The sequence below is a fragment of the Brevibacillus sp. SYP-B805 genome (genome assembly GCF_011059135.1).
In the GTDB taxonomy this organism is placed as follows: Bacteria; Bacillota; Bacilli; order Brevibacillales; family Brevibacillaceae; genus Brevibacillus_F.
In genome coordinates this window covers 1-20,550 of sequence record NZ_JAALGD010000017.1, presented here as the reverse complement: position 1 = coordinate 20,550, position 20,550 = coordinate 1, and the positions used below count along the sequence as shown (strand labels likewise).

At 53.4% G+C, this 20,550-nt stretch carries 15 protein-coding genes, 1 pseudogene and 1 CRISPR repeat array; of the genes and pseudogenes, 11 read left to right on the top strand and 5 right to left on the bottom strand.

Features of this window, described 5'->3' with window-relative positions:
* The first annotated feature begins 158 nt into the window (after positions 1–158).
* The gene (pdxR, locus tag G3578_RS17755; protein ID WP_165214406.1) at positions 159–1,592 is read left to right on the top strand and encodes a MocR-like pyridoxine biosynthesis transcription factor PdxR; all 1,434 of its coding nucleotides are present in this window, start codon (positions 159–161) and stop codon (positions 1,590–1,592) included.
* A gap of 162 nt (positions 1,593–1,754) precedes the next feature.
* Here the strand turns inward: pdxR and G3578_RS17750 are convergent, their stop codons facing one another.
* Positions 1,755–2,510, bottom strand: a complete 756-nt coding sequence (locus G3578_RS17750; protein WP_165214404.1) for an SH3 domain-containing protein — start codon at positions 2,508–2,510, stop codon at positions 1,755–1,757.
* 250 nt (positions 2,511–2,760) lie between these two features.
* On the opposite strand from G3578_RS17750, the gene G3578_RS17745 reads away from it, so the two are divergent.
* A complete protein-coding gene (locus G3578_RS17745; RefSeq protein WP_165214402.1) occupies positions 2,761–3,438 on the top strand; it encodes an AzlC family ABC transporter permease in 678 nt (225 codons plus the stop codon).
* On the top strand, positions 3,428–3,742 hold the full coding sequence (locus tag G3578_RS17740) for an AzlD domain-containing protein (protein WP_346774033.1): 315 nt from the start codon (positions 3,428–3,430) through the stop codon (positions 3,740–3,742). The genes G3578_RS17745 and G3578_RS17740 overlap by 11 nt, the downstream gene beginning before the upstream one ends.
* A 79-nt stretch (positions 3,743–3,821) precedes the next feature.
* Here the strand turns inward: G3578_RS17740 and G3578_RS17735 are convergent, their stop codons facing one another.
* Positions 3,822–5,030, bottom strand: coding sequence for a branched-chain amino acid ABC transporter substrate-binding protein (locus tag G3578_RS17735; protein WP_165214401.1), 1,209 nt, complete (start codon positions 5,028–5,030; stop codon positions 3,822–3,824).
* A gap of 312 nt (positions 5,031–5,342) precedes the next feature.
* Between G3578_RS17735 and G3578_RS20990 the strand changes: the two are divergent.
* The 5 genes and pseudogenes from G3578_RS20990 to cas2 form a co-directional block, all read left to right on the top strand.
* Positions 5,343–5,669, top strand: a pseudogene (locus G3578_RS20990) (ArsR/SmtB family transcription factor); the annotation flags it as partial.
* The gene (locus G3578_RS20985; RefSeq protein ID WP_241254701.1) at positions 5,670–6,074 is read left to right on the top strand and encodes an SRPBCC family protein; all 405 of its coding nucleotides are present in this window, start codon (positions 5,670–5,672) and stop codon (positions 6,072–6,074) included. It begins immediately after the preceding pseudogene.
* 580 nt (positions 6,075–6,654) lie between these two features.
* A complete protein-coding gene (gene cas12b, locus G3578_RS17725) occupies positions 6,655–9,927 on the top strand; it encodes a type V CRISPR-associated protein Cas12b (RefSeq protein WP_165214399.1) in 3,273 nt (1,090 codons plus the stop codon).
* A gap of 37 nt (positions 9,928–9,964) precedes the next feature.
* Complete coding sequence (gene cas4g/cas1g, locus G3578_RS17720) at positions 9,965–11,629, top strand: CRISPR-associated endonuclease Cas4g/Cas1g (protein WP_165214398.1); 1,665 nt, start codon at positions 9,965–9,967, stop codon at positions 11,627–11,629.
* A gap of 14 nt (positions 11,630–11,643) precedes the next feature.
* Complete coding sequence (cas2, locus tag G3578_RS17715; RefSeq protein ID WP_165214397.1) at positions 11,644–11,937, top strand: CRISPR-associated endonuclease Cas2; 294 nt, start codon at positions 11,644–11,646, stop codon at positions 11,935–11,937.
* 365 nt (positions 11,938–12,302) lie between these two features.
* A CRISPR array of direct repeats spans positions 12,303–13,502; the repeat unit is 36 nt; unit sequence GTCCGTTTCGTTAGTGGAAATGTAGATGGTTAGCAC.
* Positions 13,503–14,050: 548 nt separating this feature from the next.
* Here cas2 and G3578_RS17710 read toward each other — a convergent pair.
* The 3 genes from G3578_RS17710 to G3578_RS17700 all read right to left on the bottom strand — a co-directional run bounded on the left by G3578_RS17710 (position 14,051) and on the right by G3578_RS17700 (position 18,060).
* Positions 14,051–15,184: a copper amine oxidase N-terminal domain-containing protein gene (locus G3578_RS17710; RefSeq protein ID WP_165214396.1), complete on the bottom strand. Its 1,134-nt coding sequence runs from the start codon at positions 15,182–15,184 to the stop codon at positions 14,051–14,053.
* 756 nt (positions 15,185–15,940) lie between these two features.
* Entirely contained in the window at positions 15,941–17,347 is a 1,407-nt protein-coding gene (locus G3578_RS17705; RefSeq protein ID WP_165214395.1) for a sensor histidine kinase, read from the bottom strand.
* A complete protein-coding gene (locus G3578_RS17700; RefSeq protein WP_165214393.1) occupies positions 17,344–18,060 on the bottom strand; it encodes a response regulator transcription factor in 717 nt (238 codons plus the stop codon). The genes G3578_RS17705 and G3578_RS17700 overlap by 4 nt, the downstream gene beginning before the upstream one ends.
* Before the next feature lie 174 nt (positions 18,061–18,234).
* On the opposite strand from G3578_RS17700, the gene G3578_RS17695 reads away from it, so the two are divergent.
* The 3 genes from G3578_RS17695 (at position 18,235) to pcrB (ending at position 20,390) form a co-directional block, all read left to right on the top strand.
* Positions 18,235–19,287, top strand: coding sequence for a DUF3048 domain-containing protein (locus G3578_RS17695; RefSeq protein WP_165214391.1), 1,053 nt, complete (start codon positions 18,235–18,237; stop codon positions 19,285–19,287).
* Positions 19,288–19,388: 101 nt separating this feature from the next.
* A complete protein-coding gene (locus tag G3578_RS17690) occupies positions 19,389–19,679 on the top strand; it encodes a YerC/YecD family TrpR-related protein (protein ID WP_165214389.1) in 291 nt (96 codons plus the stop codon).
* 15 nt (positions 19,680–19,694) lie between these two features.
* A complete protein-coding gene (pcrB, locus tag G3578_RS17685) occupies positions 19,695–20,390 on the top strand; it encodes a heptaprenylglyceryl phosphate synthase (RefSeq protein WP_165214387.1) in 696 nt (231 codons plus the stop codon).
* Positions 20,391–20,550: the final 160 nt, after the last annotated feature.

Below are 20,550 nucleotides of genomic sequence, written 5' to 3'. Positions count from 1 at the left end.
GACACATTCTCCTGTTCGCTCTGTTTGTTTACCAATCTATCAAGATGGCTGTTGTCTTTCTTTCCGTTTCTTGCTCTGCTATTATGAAGATTACAAAAACACTGACCTTTTCAAAAGGGTCAGTATTCGATTTTTCGATCGGGTCAGGAGGGAGGAGCATGCTGGATATTTTGCCGCGCCTGCACGGAGAGAGCGCTGTGCCTCTTTACATGCAGCTGTATCATCATTTTCGGGAAGAGATCCAGGCGAACCGGATCGCGGCCGGCACAAAGCTCCCGTCCGTCCGCCGCTTGTCCGCCCACCTGCAGATCAGCAAGACGACGGTGGAGATGGCCTACCACCAACTGCTTGCCGAGGGGTATGTCGAGAGCAGGGACAGAAGCGGTTTTTATGTCGTGGAGATCGAGGGGGGCTTGTCGGGCGACCAGGCCGTGCCGCCAGCCGCGGCGGTATCAAGGCTTCCTGGCGCCGAGAAACCTGTCAGCTACGATTTCCATATGGCCCGGATCGATGCGGAACACTTTCCGTTCGCGGTCTGGCGCCGGTTGTCCAATCAGTGCATCCGCCCGGAAGCCAAGGAACTGCTTCATTATGGGGATCGGCAGGGCGAGTATGGCCTGCGCACCCAGATCGCCCATTACCTCCGGCAGTCCCGGGGGGTACGCTGTACGCCGGAACAAGTGGTGATTGCCGCCGGAACCCAGATCGCCATCCTGCTGATCTGCCAACTGCTCGGGATGGACGGCAGGGCGGTGGCCATGGAGGAGCCGGGATATCAGGACGTCCGGGCTGTTTTTGCGAAGCTTGGCTTCACGATGAAACCCATTCCGCTGGAGGAAGACGGCCTAAATATACAAGCCCTGCGGGAAAGCGGGGCCAGGGTGGTCTACATCACGCCATCCCATCAGGACCCCTCCGGCACCGTCATGCCGGTAGCCAAGCGCATGAAGCTGCTGCAGTGGGCGGATGAAGTCGGGGGGGTGATTTTGGAAGACGACTATGACAGCGAATTTCGCTATCGCGGCAAACCGATTCCGTCCCTGCAAGGATTGGATGCAAGAGGCAGCGTGATCTATCTGGGGACATTCTCGAAGGCGCTGCTGCCTGCGATTCGCGTCAGCTATCTGGTCCTGCCGCAGGCGCTGCTGGAGCGGTACCGGGAGCAGTGCTGCCACTTCGATCAAACGGTGTCGCGGCTGCACCAGAAAACGCTAGAGCTGTTCATGCAAAGCGGCGAATGGGAGCGGCACATCCGCAAGATGCGGGTGATTTATCAAAAAAAGCATGCCGCCCTGCTGCAGGCGGTCAAAGCGATCTTTCAGGACAACGTTCGCGTGATGGGGCAGGATGCGGGGCTCTCGGTCATGCTGGAGGTGCAAAGCGAAAAGAGCGCGGAAGAACTGGAGAAGATCGCGGAGGAAGCGGGGATCAAAGTATACAGCACGACCCGAAAGTGGATGAACAGGCCGCAGGGGCTTGTACCTTCTTTTCAGTTGGGGTTTGGCGGCCTGTCCGTCGAAGAGATCTGGCGGGGAATCGAGCGGCTGCATGCGTGCTGGAAGCCTTATTTGCGGGAAAACCGACGAGAATGACCCGCCGGTTTTTCCCGGGACGATCCTTTCCGCCTGCCCCATGCGATCCGGTTATCTGTTGGCAAAGCGGATCGTCTGCGCGATTGATTGGATGTGGCCGCTGTCGGCGATGACGATCCCCCTTTTCCAGTGGCCGGAGAACTGCAGGCGGCTGCCGTATGTTTAGTTTTCGTTAGGAGGTTCTTCGAACGGATCGGGAACAAAATCGCTTTTCTTGATATAGCCGGAAATGCCGCCCGGCGCGATAATCTGGTACATCTCCGCTCTTTCGCCAATGATCCGGACGGGAAAATCGCGATGGCTCTCGTTAACGGGAGCGCCGTTCTCATCATACCGGACAGCGTCCCGGCGCAGCCGCCCTTCCCTGGCCAAGGCGGGATCGTAGGCGGTCAAGTGCTCTTTTGCGATCCATTTCTCTCCGACCATGGGCTCGGCATACATGGTAATGTCTGCTTGAACCCAGTCCCCGAATGCGCCGGTCACCCTCACGACCGTACCCGGCTCCAGCACGTATCCCGCTGGGGCATCGTGGGCGGGGAACCGAAAAAAGGCTGCAGGTTCTTTCACAAGCATCTTTTCAGGTGGAAGCGCTGTAACCTTTTCTTCGTTGTGCGCCAGGTACCAGGCAGGAATCCATCCGGTTCGACCGGCGTCAGAGATCTGCACAAAAGGCGCCTGGACGGCGGTAACGGTATAGGAGCCTCCCGCATCCGCCGTAAAGACGGGTTCTTCGGCGGAATACGCTTCCGGCCTGCTGACAACGCTGACGCTGCCTTTCAGCGGGTAGCTTTTGCCGATCTTTGTCTGCTGGCTGCTTGTTTCGGGCTGTCCGGCCGGTTGGGCGGTGCCGGCAGCCCCGGTGCCGCATCCGTATAAAGCCAGGGCAAGCAGCAGCGGAGCTCCCCATTTGATGGTCATGCTTCATTCCTCCCCTTCTCTGTCTCCCCAAGGGATGTTCGCGGGTCAGTATCATCCGGCCGATGGATGGCGATGCCGCGCAATCGGTAAGCGGTCGTACTGTTGGAGAATCGACTTTTCCCTGCCGATAAGACGCGGCGAAGCCAGATGGCGTTTCAGCGGGGCTGGCCCTGGCAGCGCAAAAACCATTGACAGGTGGAATCTGGATGGGTAGAGTAATGGACATGCCATTCGGGGAGGGAAGGAATCGGTGCAGTGGGGATTGTTTCGCCAGGGAATGCGGCAGATCGTACCGGTGGCGGCGGCGGGCATCATTGACGGCATGGTGTTCGGCATCCTGGCCCGTCAGGCGGGTCTTGGCGTGGCGGAAGCGATGCTGCTGTCGCTGCTGGTAAATGCCGGTTCTTCCCAATTTGCGGCGGTGGGGTTTATCGCCCAGGGGGTGGTCGGGTGGCCGATCCTTGTTTCTACCGCCCTGCTGAATGCCCGGCAGATGCTGTACGGCATGTCGCTGGGACCATCGTTTCGCGGCGTATCGCCCTGGAAGCTGGCCGTCATGGCGGGCCTGCTCAATGATGAGACCTACGCCTTGAAAGCCACCTATCTGGCTGGCGGGAGAGGTGCCAGTCTGTCGTATTTCTTCGGGGCCGGGTTGGTGGATTATGCGATCTGGAATATCAGTACATTCAGCGGGGCCGTATTTGGGTCGCTGATCACTCATCCGGAGCAGTACGGGCTTGATTTTGCGTTTGTGGGGACGTTTCTCGGCTTTCTGGCGGTTAATCTGCTTTCCCGGTTTCACGTCCTGGCGGCGGCCTGCTCCGGGGCTGCCGCCTGCCTGGGCTATTGGCTGCACGGCACGGCTGCTGCGGTGATTGTGGGAACCTTTACGGCTGTCGCGATGGGGGTGGTGGCTCGTGAACGGTAATGTGCTGGTGATCATCGGGCTGATGGCGGTGATTACCTATTTGACGCGCTTTCCGATGCTGTTGATCAGCTCCCGCATGACCATGCCGGACTGGCTGCGGCGGGGCCTTCGGATGGTGCCGGTGGGAGTGTTCAGTTCCCTGACCCTGCCGCCGCTGCTCTTTCACATGCGGGAGGGGAGCTGGAATGCCGAATATCTGGTGGCGGGGGTAGTCTCCCTTGCCGTCGGACTCTGGAAGCGGCAGATCGTGCTTTCCCTGCTGGCGGGAGTTGCGGCGGTTGTGCTCTACCGGAGTGTCGGATAGGGCATGCGATCTTTGCGCGTCCAACCTGTCCAACGAAAGAAGCACCTATCACGCGGATAGGTGCTTCTAGCTCTGCTCGTTACTTGCCAGCCTCGCCGACCAGTTCGGCTTTCTCTTTTCCGTAACGATAGATATATACTTGCGAGTACTTGTTGTCGCCTTTCTCGTCGAAGGAGACTTGCGTAAACTCCCCTTTGAAATCGGTGGTGCCGCGGATGGCAGCCGCCGCCTGCTCACGGGACGGCTTCTTGTTGCCGTTTTCCTTGATGGCTTTTTCGATGCCGTTCAGCGCCACGAGGGCCGCATCGTAAGCGAATGCGGAGAAGGCGCCCGGGTCTTTGCCGAACGTGGATTTATAACGCTCCACCCACTTCTTCCCTTCTTCCTGGGAACGGATGTCGCCGACGACGGTCGCATAGATGATGCCTTCAGCCGCGTCGCCTGCAATTTTATACATATCGGTCGATTCGAGGCCCTCACCGCCCATCAGTTTGCCGGTGAAGCCTTTTTCTTTTGCTTGTTTTGCGATGATCCCGGCTTCCGCGTACATGCCGCCGAAGAAGATCAGATCCGGTTTTTTCGCAACCACGACGTTTACAATCGAGCTGTAATCCTTCTCGCCTGCAGTTACGCCCTCGTATCCCAGCTCTTGCACGCCGAGATCCTTGAACGCTTTGCGCACCTCATCCGCCAGACCTTGTCCATAGGAGGTCTTGTCATGGATGATGAAGACCGACTTGATCCCCAGCTGATCTTTCGCATATTTGGCAGCAGCCGGAGCGATTTGGTCGTTGCGCGCTACCAGGCGGTTAACTGTTTTCTTTCCTTCTTCCGTCAGCTGGACGCCGGTATTGGCAGGCGATACCATGGCAAGCTGCGCTTCTTCGTATTTGACGGAGGACGGAATGGCGACGCCGGTATTGTAATGGCCGATCACCGCCAGTACATCGGGATCAGAGATAAGCATTTCCGCGTTGGCTACGCCGATTTTCGGATCGGCCTGATCGTCTTGCGGGTAGAGCTGCAGGTCAAAGCCAAGCTTTTTGAAATCTTCTGCGCGATCTTTGACCGCCAGTTCGGCTCCCAGCTTGATGCCTTCCCCTTCCAGCGACTGCGGGCCGGAGAGAGGGCTTTGGGTGGCAATCTTGATGACATTGGAGCCGCCGCCTGCATTGCCGGATGAACTGCTGTCGGCACTGCTGCCAGTACCGCCGCCGCATCCAGCCACTACGGAGCCCATCATGATTGCGGAGATCAGCAAACTAATAAACTTGCCAGTTTTTTGCATATTTATGCAACCCCCGATGTATGTTGATTTTTCTTTCTTCTCATAAACATAGCAATTGTAAGCGGTTTCGTCAACAGAAAGTATATCCAATGTGGAATATATATACAATTTGGCGAATTATTAATGTTGCGAATTGATTGACATATAAAGAAAAGGCCCGCAGCTTTGCGCTGGGCTGGAGTAAAGTGACAAGGAAAACTTGACAGGACACCAACTGGTGTCCTATGATGATTTGGACACCAGTTGGTGTCGTTTTAGCGATGGAGATTAATCGGTAACATTTTAGGCGATGATGATTAGGGGGGAGGGATTTTGAACGAGAAAAGTCAAATGCGGGATGTTTATGACGCCGTTGCCGATCCAACTCGGCGCAAACTGCTTCGTCTGTTGGCAGATGTGGAAGAATTGCCTCTCCATGAGTTAACGGTTCAGTTTCAAATGGGCCGTACAGCGGTTTCCAAGCATTTGGCGATCCTTAAAGATGCCGGTCTCGTAACGAGCCGAAGAGTCGGCAGGGAAACGCGGTATCGGCTGAATGCCGCTCCGTTGAGAGAAATTCAAGATTGGGTATCTTTTTACGAGAAATTCTGGAAAGATAAAATGCTCCTTTTAAATCATTTATTACAGGAGGAACAAAAAATGAAGCCGGTCGTTTCACTAGATTTTTATTTTACGAGTTCAATCGAGCAGGTGTGGTTTGCCTTAACAGATTCGACTACTCTTGCGAAATGGATCATGGATAATGATTTTAAACCGGTCGTTGGACATAAATTTCAGTTTCGGACCGAGCCGACACAATGGTGGAATGGAATTGTAGATTGCGAAGTACTCGAAGTGGATGAACCTCATAAGTTATCTTATACTTGGGTAAGCGGTTCGGAAAGCACTACGGTTACATGGACTTTGAAAAAAGCTCCGGACGGAACCACCCATCTGCATCTCGAACAAACCGGATTCAAAGAGGAAGGTCAAGCGATCAACGGAGCGAGATATGGTTGGGAGAAAATGCTTAACCAGCTCGAAAAAGTGTTGGTAGAACTGTAACACGAATTTTATACGTTAAACCAAGGATGATGTCATAGATCCCCGACAAGGCTAATCTTGTTGGGGGTCTGTGTTTTTAGTGAAAAAATTAAGAAGCCCTTCGTAAAGGGCTACTTAGAAAGCGAGCGGGAACCATCGCGCATGACAGGACGGACTTTGTGTACAAAAAAAAGAGCGTTTTAACCGCTCTGAGACTTTAAAAAAGTAAGGGAACTGATGTAAGGGGTTTCCTGTCTGTGATGTTTTTACATGCTGGACATGTTAAAATTTGGGTAACTGCCCACCACGCATGATGTTCAAAGTGCCGGTGATGATCATCACCCGCATGGCCGCATCGAGTATTAGTCGATACATGGCACTCACATGCGAAAAGGCCTGACCTGTAGTCAAGCTGTAGGAATTTTCAGGACGATAATTAAAACGATAATCAAGATCAAAATTATGATGAGGTCACTCATGGACACTTCATCCCCCGCCCGAAGAAATCTTTTCAATTTCCAATCTATGTACTGTTTCTTATAAATATTCCACAAATTCCACCACGCATAGTTCAAAAAATAAGGATTTGGAGGACAACCCTATGCCTGTAAGAAGCTTCAAAGTAAAACTGGTTACCCGCAGCGGTGACGCGGAACATATGCTCCAACTGCGACGGGGGCTCTGGAAGACGCACGAAATCGTCAACCAGGGAATCGCCTATTACATGAACAAGCTCGCGCTGATGCGCCAGGAACCATACGCAGGGAAAAGCAGGGAGGTCGTGCGTCTTGAACTACTTCATTCCCTGCGTGCACAGCAAAAACGAAACAACTGGACCGGGGATGCTGGTACCGATGATGAGATTCTGAACCTGTCCCGACGGCTGTATGAACTGCTGGTTCCCTCCGCGATCGGTGAAAAAGGGGATGCCCAGATGTTAAGCCGCAAGTTTCTAAGTCCGCTGGTCGATCCCAACAGCGAGGGAGGAAAAGGAACGGCCAAATCAGGCAGAAAACCGCGCTGGATGAAGATGAGAGAAGAAGGGCACCCCGATTGGGAGGCGGAGAGAGAAAAGGATCGGGCCAAAAAGGCGGCAGATCCCACTGCGTCCATTCTGAATGATCTGGAAGCGTTTGGATTGCGACCGTTGTTCCCGTTGTTTACCGACGAGCAGAAGGGGATTCAGTGGCTGCCCAAGCAAAAGCGGCAATTTGTCCGTACCTTCGACAGGGACATGTTCCAACAAGCGCTGGAGCGCATGCTTTCCTGGGAGTCATGGAACCGGCGGGTGGCGGAAGAATACCAGAAGCTGCAAGCGCAGAGAGACGAGCTGTACGCCAAATATCTCGCCGATGGCGGAGCGTGGCTGGAAGCTCTGCAGTCGTTCGAGAAACAGCGGGAGGTGGAACTGGCGGAAGAATCGTTTGCTGCCAAGAGCGAATACCTGATTACGCGCAGGCAGATCAGAGGATGGAAGCAGGTGTATGAGAAATGGAGCCAGCTGCCGGAACACGCGGCACAGGAACAGTTCTGGCAGGTGGTCGCGGATGTGCAGACATCGCTGCCCGGCGCCTTTGGCGATCCCAAGGTGTACCAATTTTTGTCCCAACCGGAACATCACCATATTTGGAGAGGGTACCCCAATCGGTTGTTTCACTATTCGGACTATAATGGGGTCAGGAAAAAGCTGCAGCGAGCTAGACATGACGCCACCTTTACCCTGCCCGATCCTGTCGAGCATCCGCTGTGGATTCGTTTTGACGCCCGGGGAGGCAATATTCACGACTACGAAATCAGCCAGAACGGAAAACAGTACCAGGTCACCTTCAGCCGTCTTCTCTGGCCGGAAAATGAAACGTGGGTAGAGCGGGAGAATGTCACCGTCGCGATCGGGGCCTCCCAACAGTTAAAGAGACAAATCAGGCTGGACGGATATGCTGACAAAAAACAAAAGGTCAGGTATCGCGATTACAGCTCCGGCATCGAACTCACCGGGGTGTTGGGAGGGGCGAAGATTCAGTTTGACCGGAGACATTTGCGCAAAGCCTCCAATCGACTGGCAGACGGAGAAACAGGGCCGGTCTATCTCAACGTGGTGGTCGACATAGAGCCGTTTTTGGCAATGAGAAACGGCCGGCTGCAGACGCCTATCGGGCAAGTTTTGCAAGTAAACACGAAGGACTGGCCCAAGGTCACCGGCTACAAGCCGGCCGAGCTGATTTCATGGATACAAAACAGCCCGCTGGCAGTCGGGACGGGAGTGAACACGATCGAAGCGGGAATGCGGGTGATGAGCGTTGATTTGGGGCAGCGCTCTGCGGCGGCTGTCAGCATTTTTGAAGTGATGCGGCAAAAACCGGCCGAGCAGGAAACAAAGCTGTTCTACCCGATTGCGGTAACCGGCTTGTACGCTGTCCATCGCCGCAGTCTGCTGCTAAGACTACCGGGTGAGAAGATTTCCGACGAGATAGAACAACAGCGGAAAATACGGGCTCATGCCCGCTCTCTCGTCCGTTATCAGATACGCCTGTTGGCTGATGTGCTGCGTCTGCACACCCGGGGAACGGCTGAGCAAAGGAGAGCCAAGCTGGATGAACTGCTGGCAACCTTGCAGACGAAACAAGAACTGGACCAGAAGCTGTGGCAGACAGAGTTGGAAAAACTGTTTGACTATATCCACGAGCCTGCGGAGAGGTGGCAGCAGGCTTTGGTTGCCGCTCACCGAACGCTGGAGCCGGTCATTGGACAAGCCGTGCGCCATTGGCGAAAATCGCTAAGAATCGATCGGAAAGGGCTCGCCGGCATGTCCATGTGGAATATCGAGGAGTTGGAAGAGACGCGAAAACTGCTGATCGCCTGGAGCAAGCACAGCCGGGTACCCGGCGAACCCAACCGGTTGGATAAGGAGGAAACGTTTGCTCCGCAGCAGCTGCAGCATATCCAGAACGTGAAGGATGATCGTCTCAAGCAGATGGCCAATCTGCTCGTCATGACCGCTCTGGGGTATAAGTACGATGAGGCTGAAAAACAATGGAAGGAAGCGTATCCGGCCTGCCAGATGATCCTGTTCGAAGATCTGAGTCGCTACCGCTTCGCGCTCGATCGACCCCGACGGGAAAACAACCGGTTGATGAAATGGGCCCATCGGAGCATCCCCCGGCTGGTTTATCTCCAGGGGGAGCTGTTCGGGATCCAGGTTGGAGACGTGTACTCCGCCTATACGTCCCGCTTTCACGCCAAGACGGGGGCTCCGGGCATCCGCTGTCACGCGCTGAAGGAAGAGGACCTGCAGCCGAATTCCTACGTGGTCAAGCAGCTTATCAAGGATGGCTTTATTCGGGAAGATCAGACAGGCAGTCTGAAACCCGGACAGATTGTGCCGTGGTCAGGCGGCGAGCTGTTCGTTACGTTGGCGGATCGATCCGGTTCCAGGCTGGCCGTGATACATGCCGACATAAACGCTGCGCAAAATCTGCAGAAACGCTTCTGGCAGCAGAACACGGAAATCTTTCGCGTTCCTTGCAAGGTGACGACAAGCGGCCTGATCCCCGCTTATGACAAGATGAAGAAGCTGTTTGGCAAAGGGTATTTTGCAAAAATCAATCAGACAGATACGAGTGAGGTATATGTGTGGGAACATTCTGCCAAAATGAAAGGTAAAACCACACCTGCTGACCCGGCCGAAGAAGGGGTATTCGACGAATCGTTGACCGACGAGATGGAAGAGTTGGAAGACAGCCAGGAAGGGTACAAAACCTTGTTTCGGGACCCGAGCGGTTTTTTCTGGTCGTCCGACCGATGGCTTCCCCAGAAAGAATTCTGGTTCTGGGTAAAGAGACGCATTGAGAAAAAGCTGCGAGAGCAACTTCAGTAACGTCGGCAGGTGGGAACAAGGGAGGTTCTCGCCATCTATGCCGCCGATTCCGGTTCGCATGTTGAATGAAGTTCAGTATTGTGAGCGCCTGTTTCATATCATGCATGTCCAGGGGTTATTTGAAGAGAATCCGGATACGATCGAAGGGGCCGCCCAGCATCGACGGGCAGAGGAACGCCGCCGCAAGGGAGACATGGCTCCCGAGGAGATGTGGGGAGCGGCTCCGCTCAGTCTGTATCTGGGGGATGATACCCTCCAACTGGTCGGCAAACTGGACACCGTTACCCTGGAAAACGGGATGTGGGCTCCCGTGGAAGGAAAGCACGCCTCTGCTCCTGAAGGCTCGCCATCCTTTCATGTGGGAGCGTATGAACTAATCGGGACCGCATGGCCGAACGACCAGATCCAGCTGTGTGCGCAGGGATTGCTGCTGCGGGCGAACGGGTATGCATCCGATTACGGCTATCTCTATTATCGGGGCAATCGCAAACGGGTCAAAGTGGACTTCACCGATTCCCTGATCGAAGCGACCAAAGCTTGCATTCACCGGGCCCGGGAAATCGAGCAGGGGGAGATGCCCAGACCTCTGAAAGATTCCAACAAGTGCTTTCGCTGCTCCATGAATTATGTCTGTCTCCCGGACGAGACCAATTATTTGCTCGGTGTCAGCACAAACATCCGAAAAATTGTACCCAGTCGGGCGGATGGAGGAGTCCTCTATGTGGCAGAGCCTGGGGCCAGGCTTGGCAAGGAGGGGGAAAGCCTGACGATTTCCTACAAGGACGACCGATACGATCAGGTACCGATCAAGGACATCGTACATATCTCGCTGATGGGCCATGTACAATGCTCCACCCAGCTTATCCATACCTTGATGGCGTGCGGGGTCTCCATCAGTTATCTCAGCACGCATGGCACATTGATCGGCGTCACGACCCCGCTCACCACGAAAAACATTCACTTGCGGCAAAAGCAATTCATTCGCTTCCAGCATCCGGACGTAGCTCTTCGTCTCGCCCGTTGGGTTATCCACGCCAAGATTGCCAACCAACGAACCCTGCTGCGGCGTAACGGCTCCGTCTCCCGCCAGGTGCTGAAAGAGTTAAAAGACCTGCGAGACCGCGCCCTGGAAGCAGATAGTCTGGAGAGTTTACGGGGATACGAGGGAAGAGCGGGCAGGCTGTACATGGAATCCTTTCCTGCCATGTTAAAACAACCCCAATTTGATGGACAGCTTGTCATGCAAGGGCGGAACCGCAGACCGCCCAAAGACCCGGTGAATGCTCTTCTTTCCCTGGGGTATACCTTGCTCGTCCGGGATATGATCGCCGCGTGCGTGCGAGTGGGGTTGGACCCATTGTTTGGCTTTTTTCACCGCATCGAGCCCGGCAGACCATCTCTGGCCCTGGATCTGATGGAGCCGTTTCGTCCCCTCATCGCGGACAGCGTGGTCTTGCGGGTACTGAATACGGGAGAGATTGAGATTGACGATTTCTATTGGGGACAGGACAGCTGCCAGTTAAAGAAGCAGGGGCGGCATACATTTTTTGCTGCGTATGAACGTCGGCTGCATGACGAGTTGACTCACCCCAGCTTTGATTACAAGATCAGCTATCGCCGAACGCTGGACCTGGAGGCGCGACTGCTCGCCCGTCATCTCGAAGGGGAACTGCCCGAGTATCGTCCCCTCACCACCCGGTAGAAAGGAGGAGGGGGATGAGACAATACGTGCTGGTGAGTTACGATATAACCCAACCCAAGCGATGGCGCAAGGTCTACAAGGTGATGAAAGGCTACGGGGAGCATGTTCAATATTCCGTTTTCATCTGCCAACTGACGGATCTGCAGGAAGCCGAGTTGAAGGTAAAGCTGGACGAGATCATTCACCATCTCGAGGATCAAGTCATGTTTGTACATATTGGACCCGTTACCCGCGATCAATTGGCCAAACGGATTTCAACGGTGGGAAGAGAATATCTGCCGAGAGATCTCACCAAGCTGATCTATTAACAAATATTTCAAGATAAAGTTGAAAGTGGTTGGAAAAACTAGATATAATGAAGGTGGTTAGCTACAGGCTGACCAGTGCAGTTGTGTCATGTGCTACGGTGACCTAACACGTCACTCAGTCACAACGGCTATCTATATTTCCACTAACCTGCAAAGTCAGGGAGTTGCGGACCTCCCGGCGGCTGTCGAGCACCTCCTCCGGTCAAAAAGCCTGGGAGGTGCTCGAACCCTTTGTGGCTCTAAGCAGGATTCGATCATGATGGAGGCGATCCCGATGCAAAAAGGCATAATAAACAATACGATGTTGTCCTTTCTCGAAAAAGGGCTTCAAAATTCAACAGCCTCACGGGATTGAGCGAGCAGCGGTCCGTTTCGTTAGTGGAAATGTAGATGGTTAGCACAATATCTTGTCGCGAATCCAGCGTCGGCAGACAAAGGGGTCCGTTTCGTTAGTGGAAATGTAGATGGTTAGCACAGACCGGTTGGTATCTCTCACTGGAGAAGTAGCTACGTCCGTTTCGTTAGTGGAAATGTAGATGGTTAGCACTACTAAATTCCCATCCATTTATCGGAAACCGAAAGTGTCCGTTTCGTTAGTGGAAATGTAGATGGTTAGCACTTGTAGGGGGAGGTTTTGTCCGACTTGTTCATGGCGTGTCCGTTTCGTTAGTGGAAATGTAGATGGTTAGCACCTATCTTGGGCATCTTGATCGGTGTTGCTCTGATCCCGTCCGTTTCGTTAGTGGAAATGTAGATGGTTAGCACGGTGGCTTTTTTTGACGGTGACGATCCGGAATGTTCCCGGTGTCCGTTTCGTTAGTGGAAATGTAGATGGTTAGCACGTGTTAAACCGTTGCGGCTCTAGGCTTCTGCGTGTGTCCGTTTCGTTAGTGGAAATGTAGATGGTTAGCACCGTATACGCCGCTTGCTCATGTCGGTTCCCTCCCCCGTCCGTTTCGTTAGTGGAAATGTAGATGGTTAGCACGGATCGTTCGAGACATCCAACACGCGGGCATCCATCGTCCGTTTCGTTAGTGGAAATGTAGATGGTTAGCACTTGATCTTCTTGGCCGCAGCCCTCGTCTGCTGGCTGAGTCCGTTTCGTTAGTGGAAATGTAGATGGTTAGCACCTCGGAAAAGGAAGGGTATGTGATGACGGAAGAGCAGGGTCCGTTTCGTTAGTGGAAATGTAGATGGTTAGCACCATCTGAAGGTCTCCTTTCGTTCCCAGGCCTCCAGCGTCCGTTTCGTTAGTGGAAATGTAGATGGTTAGCACGAAGACGCGTAGCAGGGAGTTGGCGGCGTCGATGTGCGTCCGTTTCGTTAGTGGAAATGTAGATGGTTAGCACCTTCCGAACACATAAATGGCCGTACTGTCGAAATACCGTCCGTTTCGTTAGTGGAAATGTAGATGGTTAGCACTCGGCGTGGTATTCGACCGTGGCGAGCACTTTGTCGTCCGTTTCGTTAATGGAAATGTAGATGGTTAGCACGGATTCGCAAGGAAAGATTTTTTCGTTTCTTGATTCGTCCGTTTCGTTAGTGGAAATGCAGATGGTTAGCTTGTACCGGTTGCGAGAGAAAGGACTGGCAAAACAACAGGCTGCACTTGGCGCTGAAAGATGCATGGACACCGCCGGCACAAGAAACAAAAAAAGATTGTCCATACAGGCAGTAGGGGGGATACGCAATGTGGAAAATGGCGAAGACCTACTGGGTTTGGACAGAGCTGACCGAGAGCCTTCACCCTAATCGGAAAGCAGGGACCCCCGTTTGGGAGATGTACAGGGAGTGTGTCCCAATCTCTTGGGTAGAAAAAGGGTTTGTTCGGGAAGCTGACGGTCAAGTCATACAGATGACCATCTATGATGTGATTTAACACAATTGTGTAATAGGTAAAACCCTGTTTTCCTCAATACTCGTATAATCAGCAGATGTGCATGAATATCATTCTGAAGCTGCACTAGTGTTGTTCAACAAATGTAAACATGCACCGCTTCAAATCATCAAATTTACAATGAAGATTATCTCTAGTTAAATTGTTTGTACAAAAAAGCTGCCAAGATCTTTGGCAGCCGTTTTGTACACATGGATGTTGTAAAAAGATTGTTAATTACTTTGAAATGATAATGATCAACTCTTTTTCCCAATTTTGTTCGTAATGTACCATGCAATGAAAAGCTTCGGCTACGATGCGAAGTGGAACCATGAACGTAGTGTTGTTTTGAAGTCTAGCTTTACCGGGAGATGTCATTATTTGGTCATTTAGATAATAGCGATTACTATCGACAAATAACCGCAATGTAGACTTGTCCTTCGTGACCGTTACACTTTGTGATGGTTCGTCCCAGGAGATTTCGGCGCCTAGTGCTTCAGATAGGGCTCGTATGGGCACATAAGTTATTCCATTTTCAATCAGCGCCTGTGTACTTACTCTTTGATTATTAACCATTAATAGAAATTGGGAATCCTGAAACGGTGCAACGCTATCATACTGAAGAGGCAGTTCTATACCAAGATCATTTGGGTCCGGAATCGGGATACTTGGATCAACATTGGAGATTTCAAAGGATGCACGTACATACTGCCCGGGACCAAGTACTAACGATTGATTGATATTGGGATGCTTTTTTTGGGGAAGATCTAACAGATGGCTTTCATCTGGCCAAACAACGTAACCGGTCCAGTCTTTCCAATGAAAATTAGTAGCGGTGGCTTCTCCGTAATTTACAATGATCGTATCCAAATGAAAAGTTGATCCTTTATAATATGCTGCGATAATTTGGGGCTTAACCTTAGCGACTGGTGCTGCCTTTTTCCCGATTACAAACGTATAGGTGGGCTTTACATAAGCACCTTCTAGATCAACTTGATTGGATATGCTGGGTACTAGGGCAAAACTCATACCCACTCCACTCGAGGTGTCACCAGGTGTCAAACTAGCACCCGGTAACAAATCATCATCTTCAAATTTTACTGGAGAGATACTGATTTTCTGTCCCTTTTTATTATAAAGGTCAATGGTTGCGTGGATATTGTGGACTTCATATTTTGATGTGTTCTGTAAGTACACCAGCCCATGGGCTATAGGAGAGCCATATGCATCGAAATGGAACACGATATTACTAATTCCTGCTTTTATCGGATCTTTTGTATCGGTTGGGCCGACCGCATACCCAGAGGATGAAAATAACGAAATAAAAAAAATCATCATGAGGAATATTGTCGTTAACCGTATTGCTTTCATGATATTAATCACTCCTGACTATATGTAGGCTGTAAAACGCAGATCTGTAAAAAAATTTCAACACCATTTTACAAAAATCCTTTAATGAATTAGGCAAGTTTCCCTATCTTATTTATGACTTAGGTGTGATTCTACTAAACTCAAAAATAGAGATAAGGGGCCACTGGGCGCCCGGAAGTTTTTGACAACATGCTGGCAGACATTGAGAAGGGAAAGGGGCTGCCCTATAAGCCGCCGCGAAACCTCAAGGTCATGAAGAAGCCAAAACCGCGCTTGGAGTACTGGTGCGTGTCGCCGACCTACGCCATGTCCGAGATCCAACAGGAGGAATTGGCAACATAATCATGCAGCTTTACATCCAGAAAATGGACCAGTGTTGCTGCCTTGACCCAAAAAAAGAACTAACCGCCTCTGAGCTTGGGCAAGCACTAGGCGGTTAGTCTGTCCTTGAATGTTTGCAATTGAGCCGTCCCCTGAAGGGAACGTCTATGTTACTAGAGATCGGGGTGCTGCAACACCCTGATCTCTTTATCTATTGTACGCAAAAGGATAGAAAATATGATACTCGATGAACCAAAAAATATGAGTATAATTCATATTTGCTTTTATCTTACCAACTTTTATTATGAAATGTGTTCGAAAAGAGCAAGACAAACAAGCGGTCTCAGTAGACGGCAACGATCAATTAAACAATCAGATCGTGAATATGAAAACAGGTTATTCAAAAAGGGAGAGCGCTTTTGACGTGCTCTCCCTTTACAACTCGCTCTCCGGGTTGATCGGCAGCGTAACGATAAACATGGGGCCGATCGCCTCGTTGCGAACCTGAATCGTGCCGCCGTGCGCTTCGAATACCGCGCGGGCGATGGCCAGGCCGAGTCCGTGCTTGCCTGATTTGCCTTTGCGGAAGCGCTGGAAGAGATAAGGCAGGAGCGCTTCCTCGATGGGGGGACCATCGTTGGAGAGGCGGATCTCCACCTGCTTGTCGGTCTGGCTGCTCGTGATGATCAAACGGCTTTTGGCATAGCGCAGCTGGTTTTCCAAAATATTGAGGAAGGCGACGCTCAGCTGTTCGCCATCGGCCGTAATCGGCAGGACGGGCGGGAGCGTGACGTCCCACTGAATCTCCGGGTTCAAAACGGACAGGCGCTGTTGAATGAAATGGAACAGTTCGCTCAGGTCGACGCGGCCGAGCTGCAGCATTTGCGAGACGGATTCGATCTTGGTCAGATACAGGAGCTGCTCCACCACTTTTTCCAGCCGTTTGCTTTCTTCCATGATGATGCGCAGCCCTTTTTCCGCCTGGGGCCCTTGGAACACCCCTTCCATCAGCCCATGGGCGTACCCCTGGATGGCCATGATCGGCGTTTTCAGCTCGTGGGAGATGTTCTGGACGAAGTGCCGCTGGGATTCGTCATATTCCTGCAGCTGGTTTTTCATGGCGGCAAACGAGCGGGCCAGCTGCCCGATTTCATCCTCCCTGTCCACGGTGAGCGGAATATCGAACTGACGGCGGGCGATGCGCTGGCACGACTCTTCCAGCCTGCGCAGCGGATTGGTGAGGTAGCGGCTGAACCAGACCGCCAACAGCCAACTGACGGCCAGAATCACCACAAACACCAGGATGAACTGCCGGGTTAACAGCGAGTTGATCTGATTGATTTCCCGTTCTTTGGAAAACAATACCAGGTAGTACGGGAAACCCTGGTAATCCATTCGCTTGCTCACGAACAGATAGGTTTCCCTGCCGAAATCCAGCGAGCCGTGCTGCAGGCGATTCCGGGGGTATTCCGCTGACAGGCGGAAAAGCTCGGCATAGGCCTGGTTCGGAAGCGGCTCCGTCAACCGTCTGCCCAGCAGGTTTCCATCCGCGTCAAACACGAGGACATCAAACGAGAACGCGTAATTGGAAAGGAGAAGCTGCAAAAAATACGGGGCAGAGGAAGGAAAAGGAAGGAGCACATGGTTTTCCGTAAAGGAAATGTGGCCGGACAGCGTATTGAACTCCTCTTCCAGCAAGGTATACGTGCTGCTGACGAGCGACTGCTTCACCGCCAGCGGATAAAGGATGCCGACGCTTACCCCCAGGACGGTGGTAAGGAGCATGAACAGGATCAGGATCTGCCGGGAGAGCGGCAGGTTTTTCAGCTTCCAGCCGTTCATGACGCGGTCATCCGGTAGCCGAAGCCGTATACCGTCTCCAGGGGGAACTTCGGCAGTTTTTTGCGGATCCGTTTGACCAGATCATCGACGGCCCGGTCGGAGCCGATATAATCCTCTCCCCAGATGGCGGACAAGATCTGCTCCCGGTGCAGGGCCCGCCCTTGATTGCGCAGGAGAAACAGGATCAGGTCAAACTCCTTGGTGGTCAGTTCGATGGGGCTCTCTCCCTCTTTCACCATCCGCCCTGCTTCCGAAATCAGGTAAGGGCCGACGCCCACCCAGTCCTGAAACTGCTGGGGATGGGGCTGGGAGGCGGCAGCCGCCGGTACGCTCTTTTCATAGGTGCGCTGCAGGAGCTTCTGGGCGCGAATCACCAGCTCGCGCGGCAGAAACGGCTTGGCCAGGTAGTCGTCGCTGCCCAGCTCCAACCCGATGATTTTGTCCATGTCCTGATCGCGGGCGGAGATGAAGATGATCGGCACGTCGGACTTGCTGCGGATCAGGCGCAGCAGTTCGTAGCCGTCAATGTCCGGCAGCATGATATCCAGCACCCAGAGGTGGGGCTGCGGCTTGTCCTCCGCCAGCATCGGCAGCACCTCTGCGCCGCTCTGAAACGCTTTTACATGAAAACCTGCATTTTGCAGGTAGGATTGCAGCAGTTCCAGCAGATTGGTTTCATCGTCTACCAGATAGATCAGATAAGGTCGGTTCATACACCCATCCCTCGTTTCTTCCTGAAGGTATCGGTGCCTTCATTGTAGCACAGGAACGAACGCGATGTGTGGCAGTGGCATAGCAGGAATGTGGGAATCTTGTGTAAGCAGGATTCGCCCGGACGGATGCCGAACATGTGAGAAACCCGAGAGAATCCGGAAAGGAGCGGTTCGATGGCCCCACGTTGGAAACCGGCGCTTTTTGCCAGCGCGCTGTGCGCGATCCTGACTGCCTGCAGCCAGGAGGCCGAGCCGCCGAAGCCTGCCCAACCCAAGATTCCGGTCAATCAGCCGGTACAATCCCAGCCGGCGCCGGAGCCGGTCTATGCCTATACGGCTCCCTTCACCGGCATGGGAACAAACGAGCGCCTGGACGGCCGGCCGATCATGGTGATGATCAACAACCACCCGTCCGCCAGACCCCAATCCGGACTGGACAAGGCGGACATCGTATATGAAGTGCTGGCCGAGGGGGAGATCACCCGTTTTCTGGCGATTTTCCACAGCCAACAGCCGGAAGTGATCGGTCCGGTGCGAAGCATCCGTCCCTATTTTATCAAGATCGGGGCGGGATTCGACGCCGTGCTTGTTCATGCCGGCGGCAGTCCCGAAGCGCTGGAGACGCTGGCGCGCGGCGATTACGGCAATATCAACGAAATCGCCAACGGCGCCTATTTTTGGCGCGTCCAATTCCGCAAGATGCCGCATAATCTGTATACCGATCTGACCCGAATCACCCAGGCGATCCGGGATAAGAAGATGCGGGTCACCACCACGCATCCTCATCTGCCGTTTCTGCCGGCCGACGCGGTGATCAGCCAGGGCGAGACGGCCCGCACCATCGATGTGACCTACCACCGGCTGTATCAGGTTTCCTACCGGTACGACGACCAGACGAAACGTTACCTGCGCTTCACCGAGGGCAACCCGCACATGGATCTGACCACCAACAAACAGCTGTCCGTGACCAACCTGCTTGTCATCGCCGCCCGCCACCGGGTGCTGGACAAGGAGGGGCGGAGAGATGTGGATGTGGTGGGACCTGGGGACGGCTATCTCTTTCAGCAGGGAAAAGCGCGGAAAATCAAGTGGAAACGCAGCGACGGCGTGATCCGCGCCTATGCGGACGCCGGCCTGACCCAGGAACTGCCGCTCCTGCCGGGGAACACCTGGATCAACATCATTCCCGACACGCCGGGCCTTGCCAGCGCCGTAAAATTCCAATAACCCCTTGTGAATCCGTTTTAGATCCAATAAGATAGTTGTGGGGCTTTAATGCGGAAAAATTTTAAAGAGAAAAAAGCTCATCATGCCTGTGGGGTGATGTTATGCAGTTGGAGAAGCTGAAGGGCAAGGGTATTGAACAGCTGTTCGAAGCGATCCTGTCGCTGGAGTCGATCGAGGAATGCTATCGGTTCTTTGACGACCTCTGCACGGTCAATGAAATGCAGTCGCTTGCGCAGCGTCTGGAAGTGGCCCGCATGCTGCGCAAAGGGTATACCTACAACCAGATCGAGGCGGAAACCGGGGCGAGCACGGCAACCATTTCCCGGGTGAAACGCTGCCTGAACTACGGCAACGACGGCTATTCGATGGCGTTGGAGCGGATCGGCAAGTAGAGTGGAGGAGCTTACGTGATTGAGATTGGTGGCTGGCGCCATGTATTCAAACTGGACCCCGACAAACATCTGACGGACGACGAGCTGGAAGCCATCTGCGAATCGGGAACCGATGCGGTCATCGTTGGCGGCACACAGGGCATTACCTATGACAACACACTGGAGTTGATGGCCCGCCTTCGCCGATATGCCGTGCCCGCCGTCCTGGAGGTCTCCAATCTGCAGGCGGTTGTTCCCGGCTTTGATGCCTATTTCCTGCCGCTGGTGCTGAATGCGGGCGATCCCGACTGGATCTTTGCGCCGCATGTAGCCGGTCTCTCCGCTTATGGTGCGTATATTCGCTGGGAAGAGATATTTGCGGAAGGGTATATCATCCTGAATGAGGATTCGGCAGCGGCCAAAGTGACCAAGGCACGGCCGGTCGCGAGCAGGGAAGAGGCCAAGGCTTACGCGAACGTCGCCGCCCATGTCTGCCGATTGCCGATCGTCTATGTGGAATACAGCGGCAGGTACGGCGATCCGGACATGGTCCGGGCATGCAGAGCCGGAGCGGGGGAAGCCCGTCTTTTTTACGGCGGCGGCATCCGCAGCGCCGAGCAGGCGCAGGAGATGGCAAGCATTGCCGATACCATCGTGGTCGGCAACGTGATTTACGAGGATTTGTCAGCAGCCCTTGCTACGGTGGAAGCGGTAAGACGGCTGCAAGGATAGCAAAAGCGCGCAGCGGCATACAGGCCGGCTGCGTTTTTGTATACGAAAACCCCCAGTTAGACTGGGGGTTCGGGAAAGCTTACAGCTATGAGTAGCCATCCTTTGAACCCGGTGATAAGATGGGAGCCGGTCTGCCAACCGCTCAAACTTATCACAGGAG

Excerpts from the sequence above, each read along its gene's own strand:
- G3578_RS17710 (WP_165214396.1), bottom strand. The coding sequence starts at position 15,184 with ATGAAAGCAATACGGTTAACGACAATATTCCTCATGATGATTTTTTTT.
- pdxR (WP_165214406.1), top strand. The coding sequence starts at position 159 with ATGCTGGATATTTTGCCGCGCCTGCACGGAGAGAGCGCTGTGCCTCTT.
- cas4g/cas1g (WP_165214398.1), top strand. The coding sequence starts at position 9,965 with ATGCCGCCGATTCCGGTTCGCATGTTGAATGAAGTTCAGTATTGTGAG.
- G3578_RS17705 (WP_165214395.1), bottom strand. The coding sequence starts at position 17,347 with ATGAACGGCTGGAAGCTGAAAAACCTGCCGCTCTCCCGGCAGATCCTG.
- cas12b (WP_165214399.1), top strand. The coding sequence starts at position 6,655 with ATGCCTGTAAGAAGCTTCAAAGTAAAACTGGTTACCCGCAGCGGTGAC.
- G3578_RS17700 (WP_165214393.1), bottom strand. The coding sequence starts at position 18,060 with ATGAACCGACCTTATCTGATCTATCTGGTAGACGATGAAACCAATCTG.
- cas2 (WP_165214397.1), top strand. The coding sequence starts at position 11,644 with ATGAGACAATACGTGCTGGTGAGTTACGATATAACCCAACCCAAGCGA.
- G3578_RS17750 (WP_165214404.1), bottom strand. The coding sequence starts at position 2,510 with ATGACCATCAAATGGGGAGCTCCGCTGCTGCTTGCCCTGGCTTTATAC.
- G3578_RS17690 (WP_165214389.1), top strand. The coding sequence starts at position 19,389 with ATGCAGTTGGAGAAGCTGAAGGGCAAGGGTATTGAACAGCTGTTCGAA.
- G3578_RS17695 (WP_165214391.1), top strand. The coding sequence starts at position 18,235 with ATGGCCCCACGTTGGAAACCGGCGCTTTTTGCCAGCGCGCTGTGCGCG.
- G3578_RS20985 (WP_241254701.1), top strand. The coding sequence starts at position 5,670 with ATGAAGCCGGTCGTTTCACTAGATTTTTATTTTACGAGTTCAATCGAG.
- G3578_RS17735 (WP_165214401.1), bottom strand. The coding sequence starts at position 5,030 with ATGCAAAAAACTGGCAAGTTTATTAGTTTGCTGATCTCCGCAATCATG.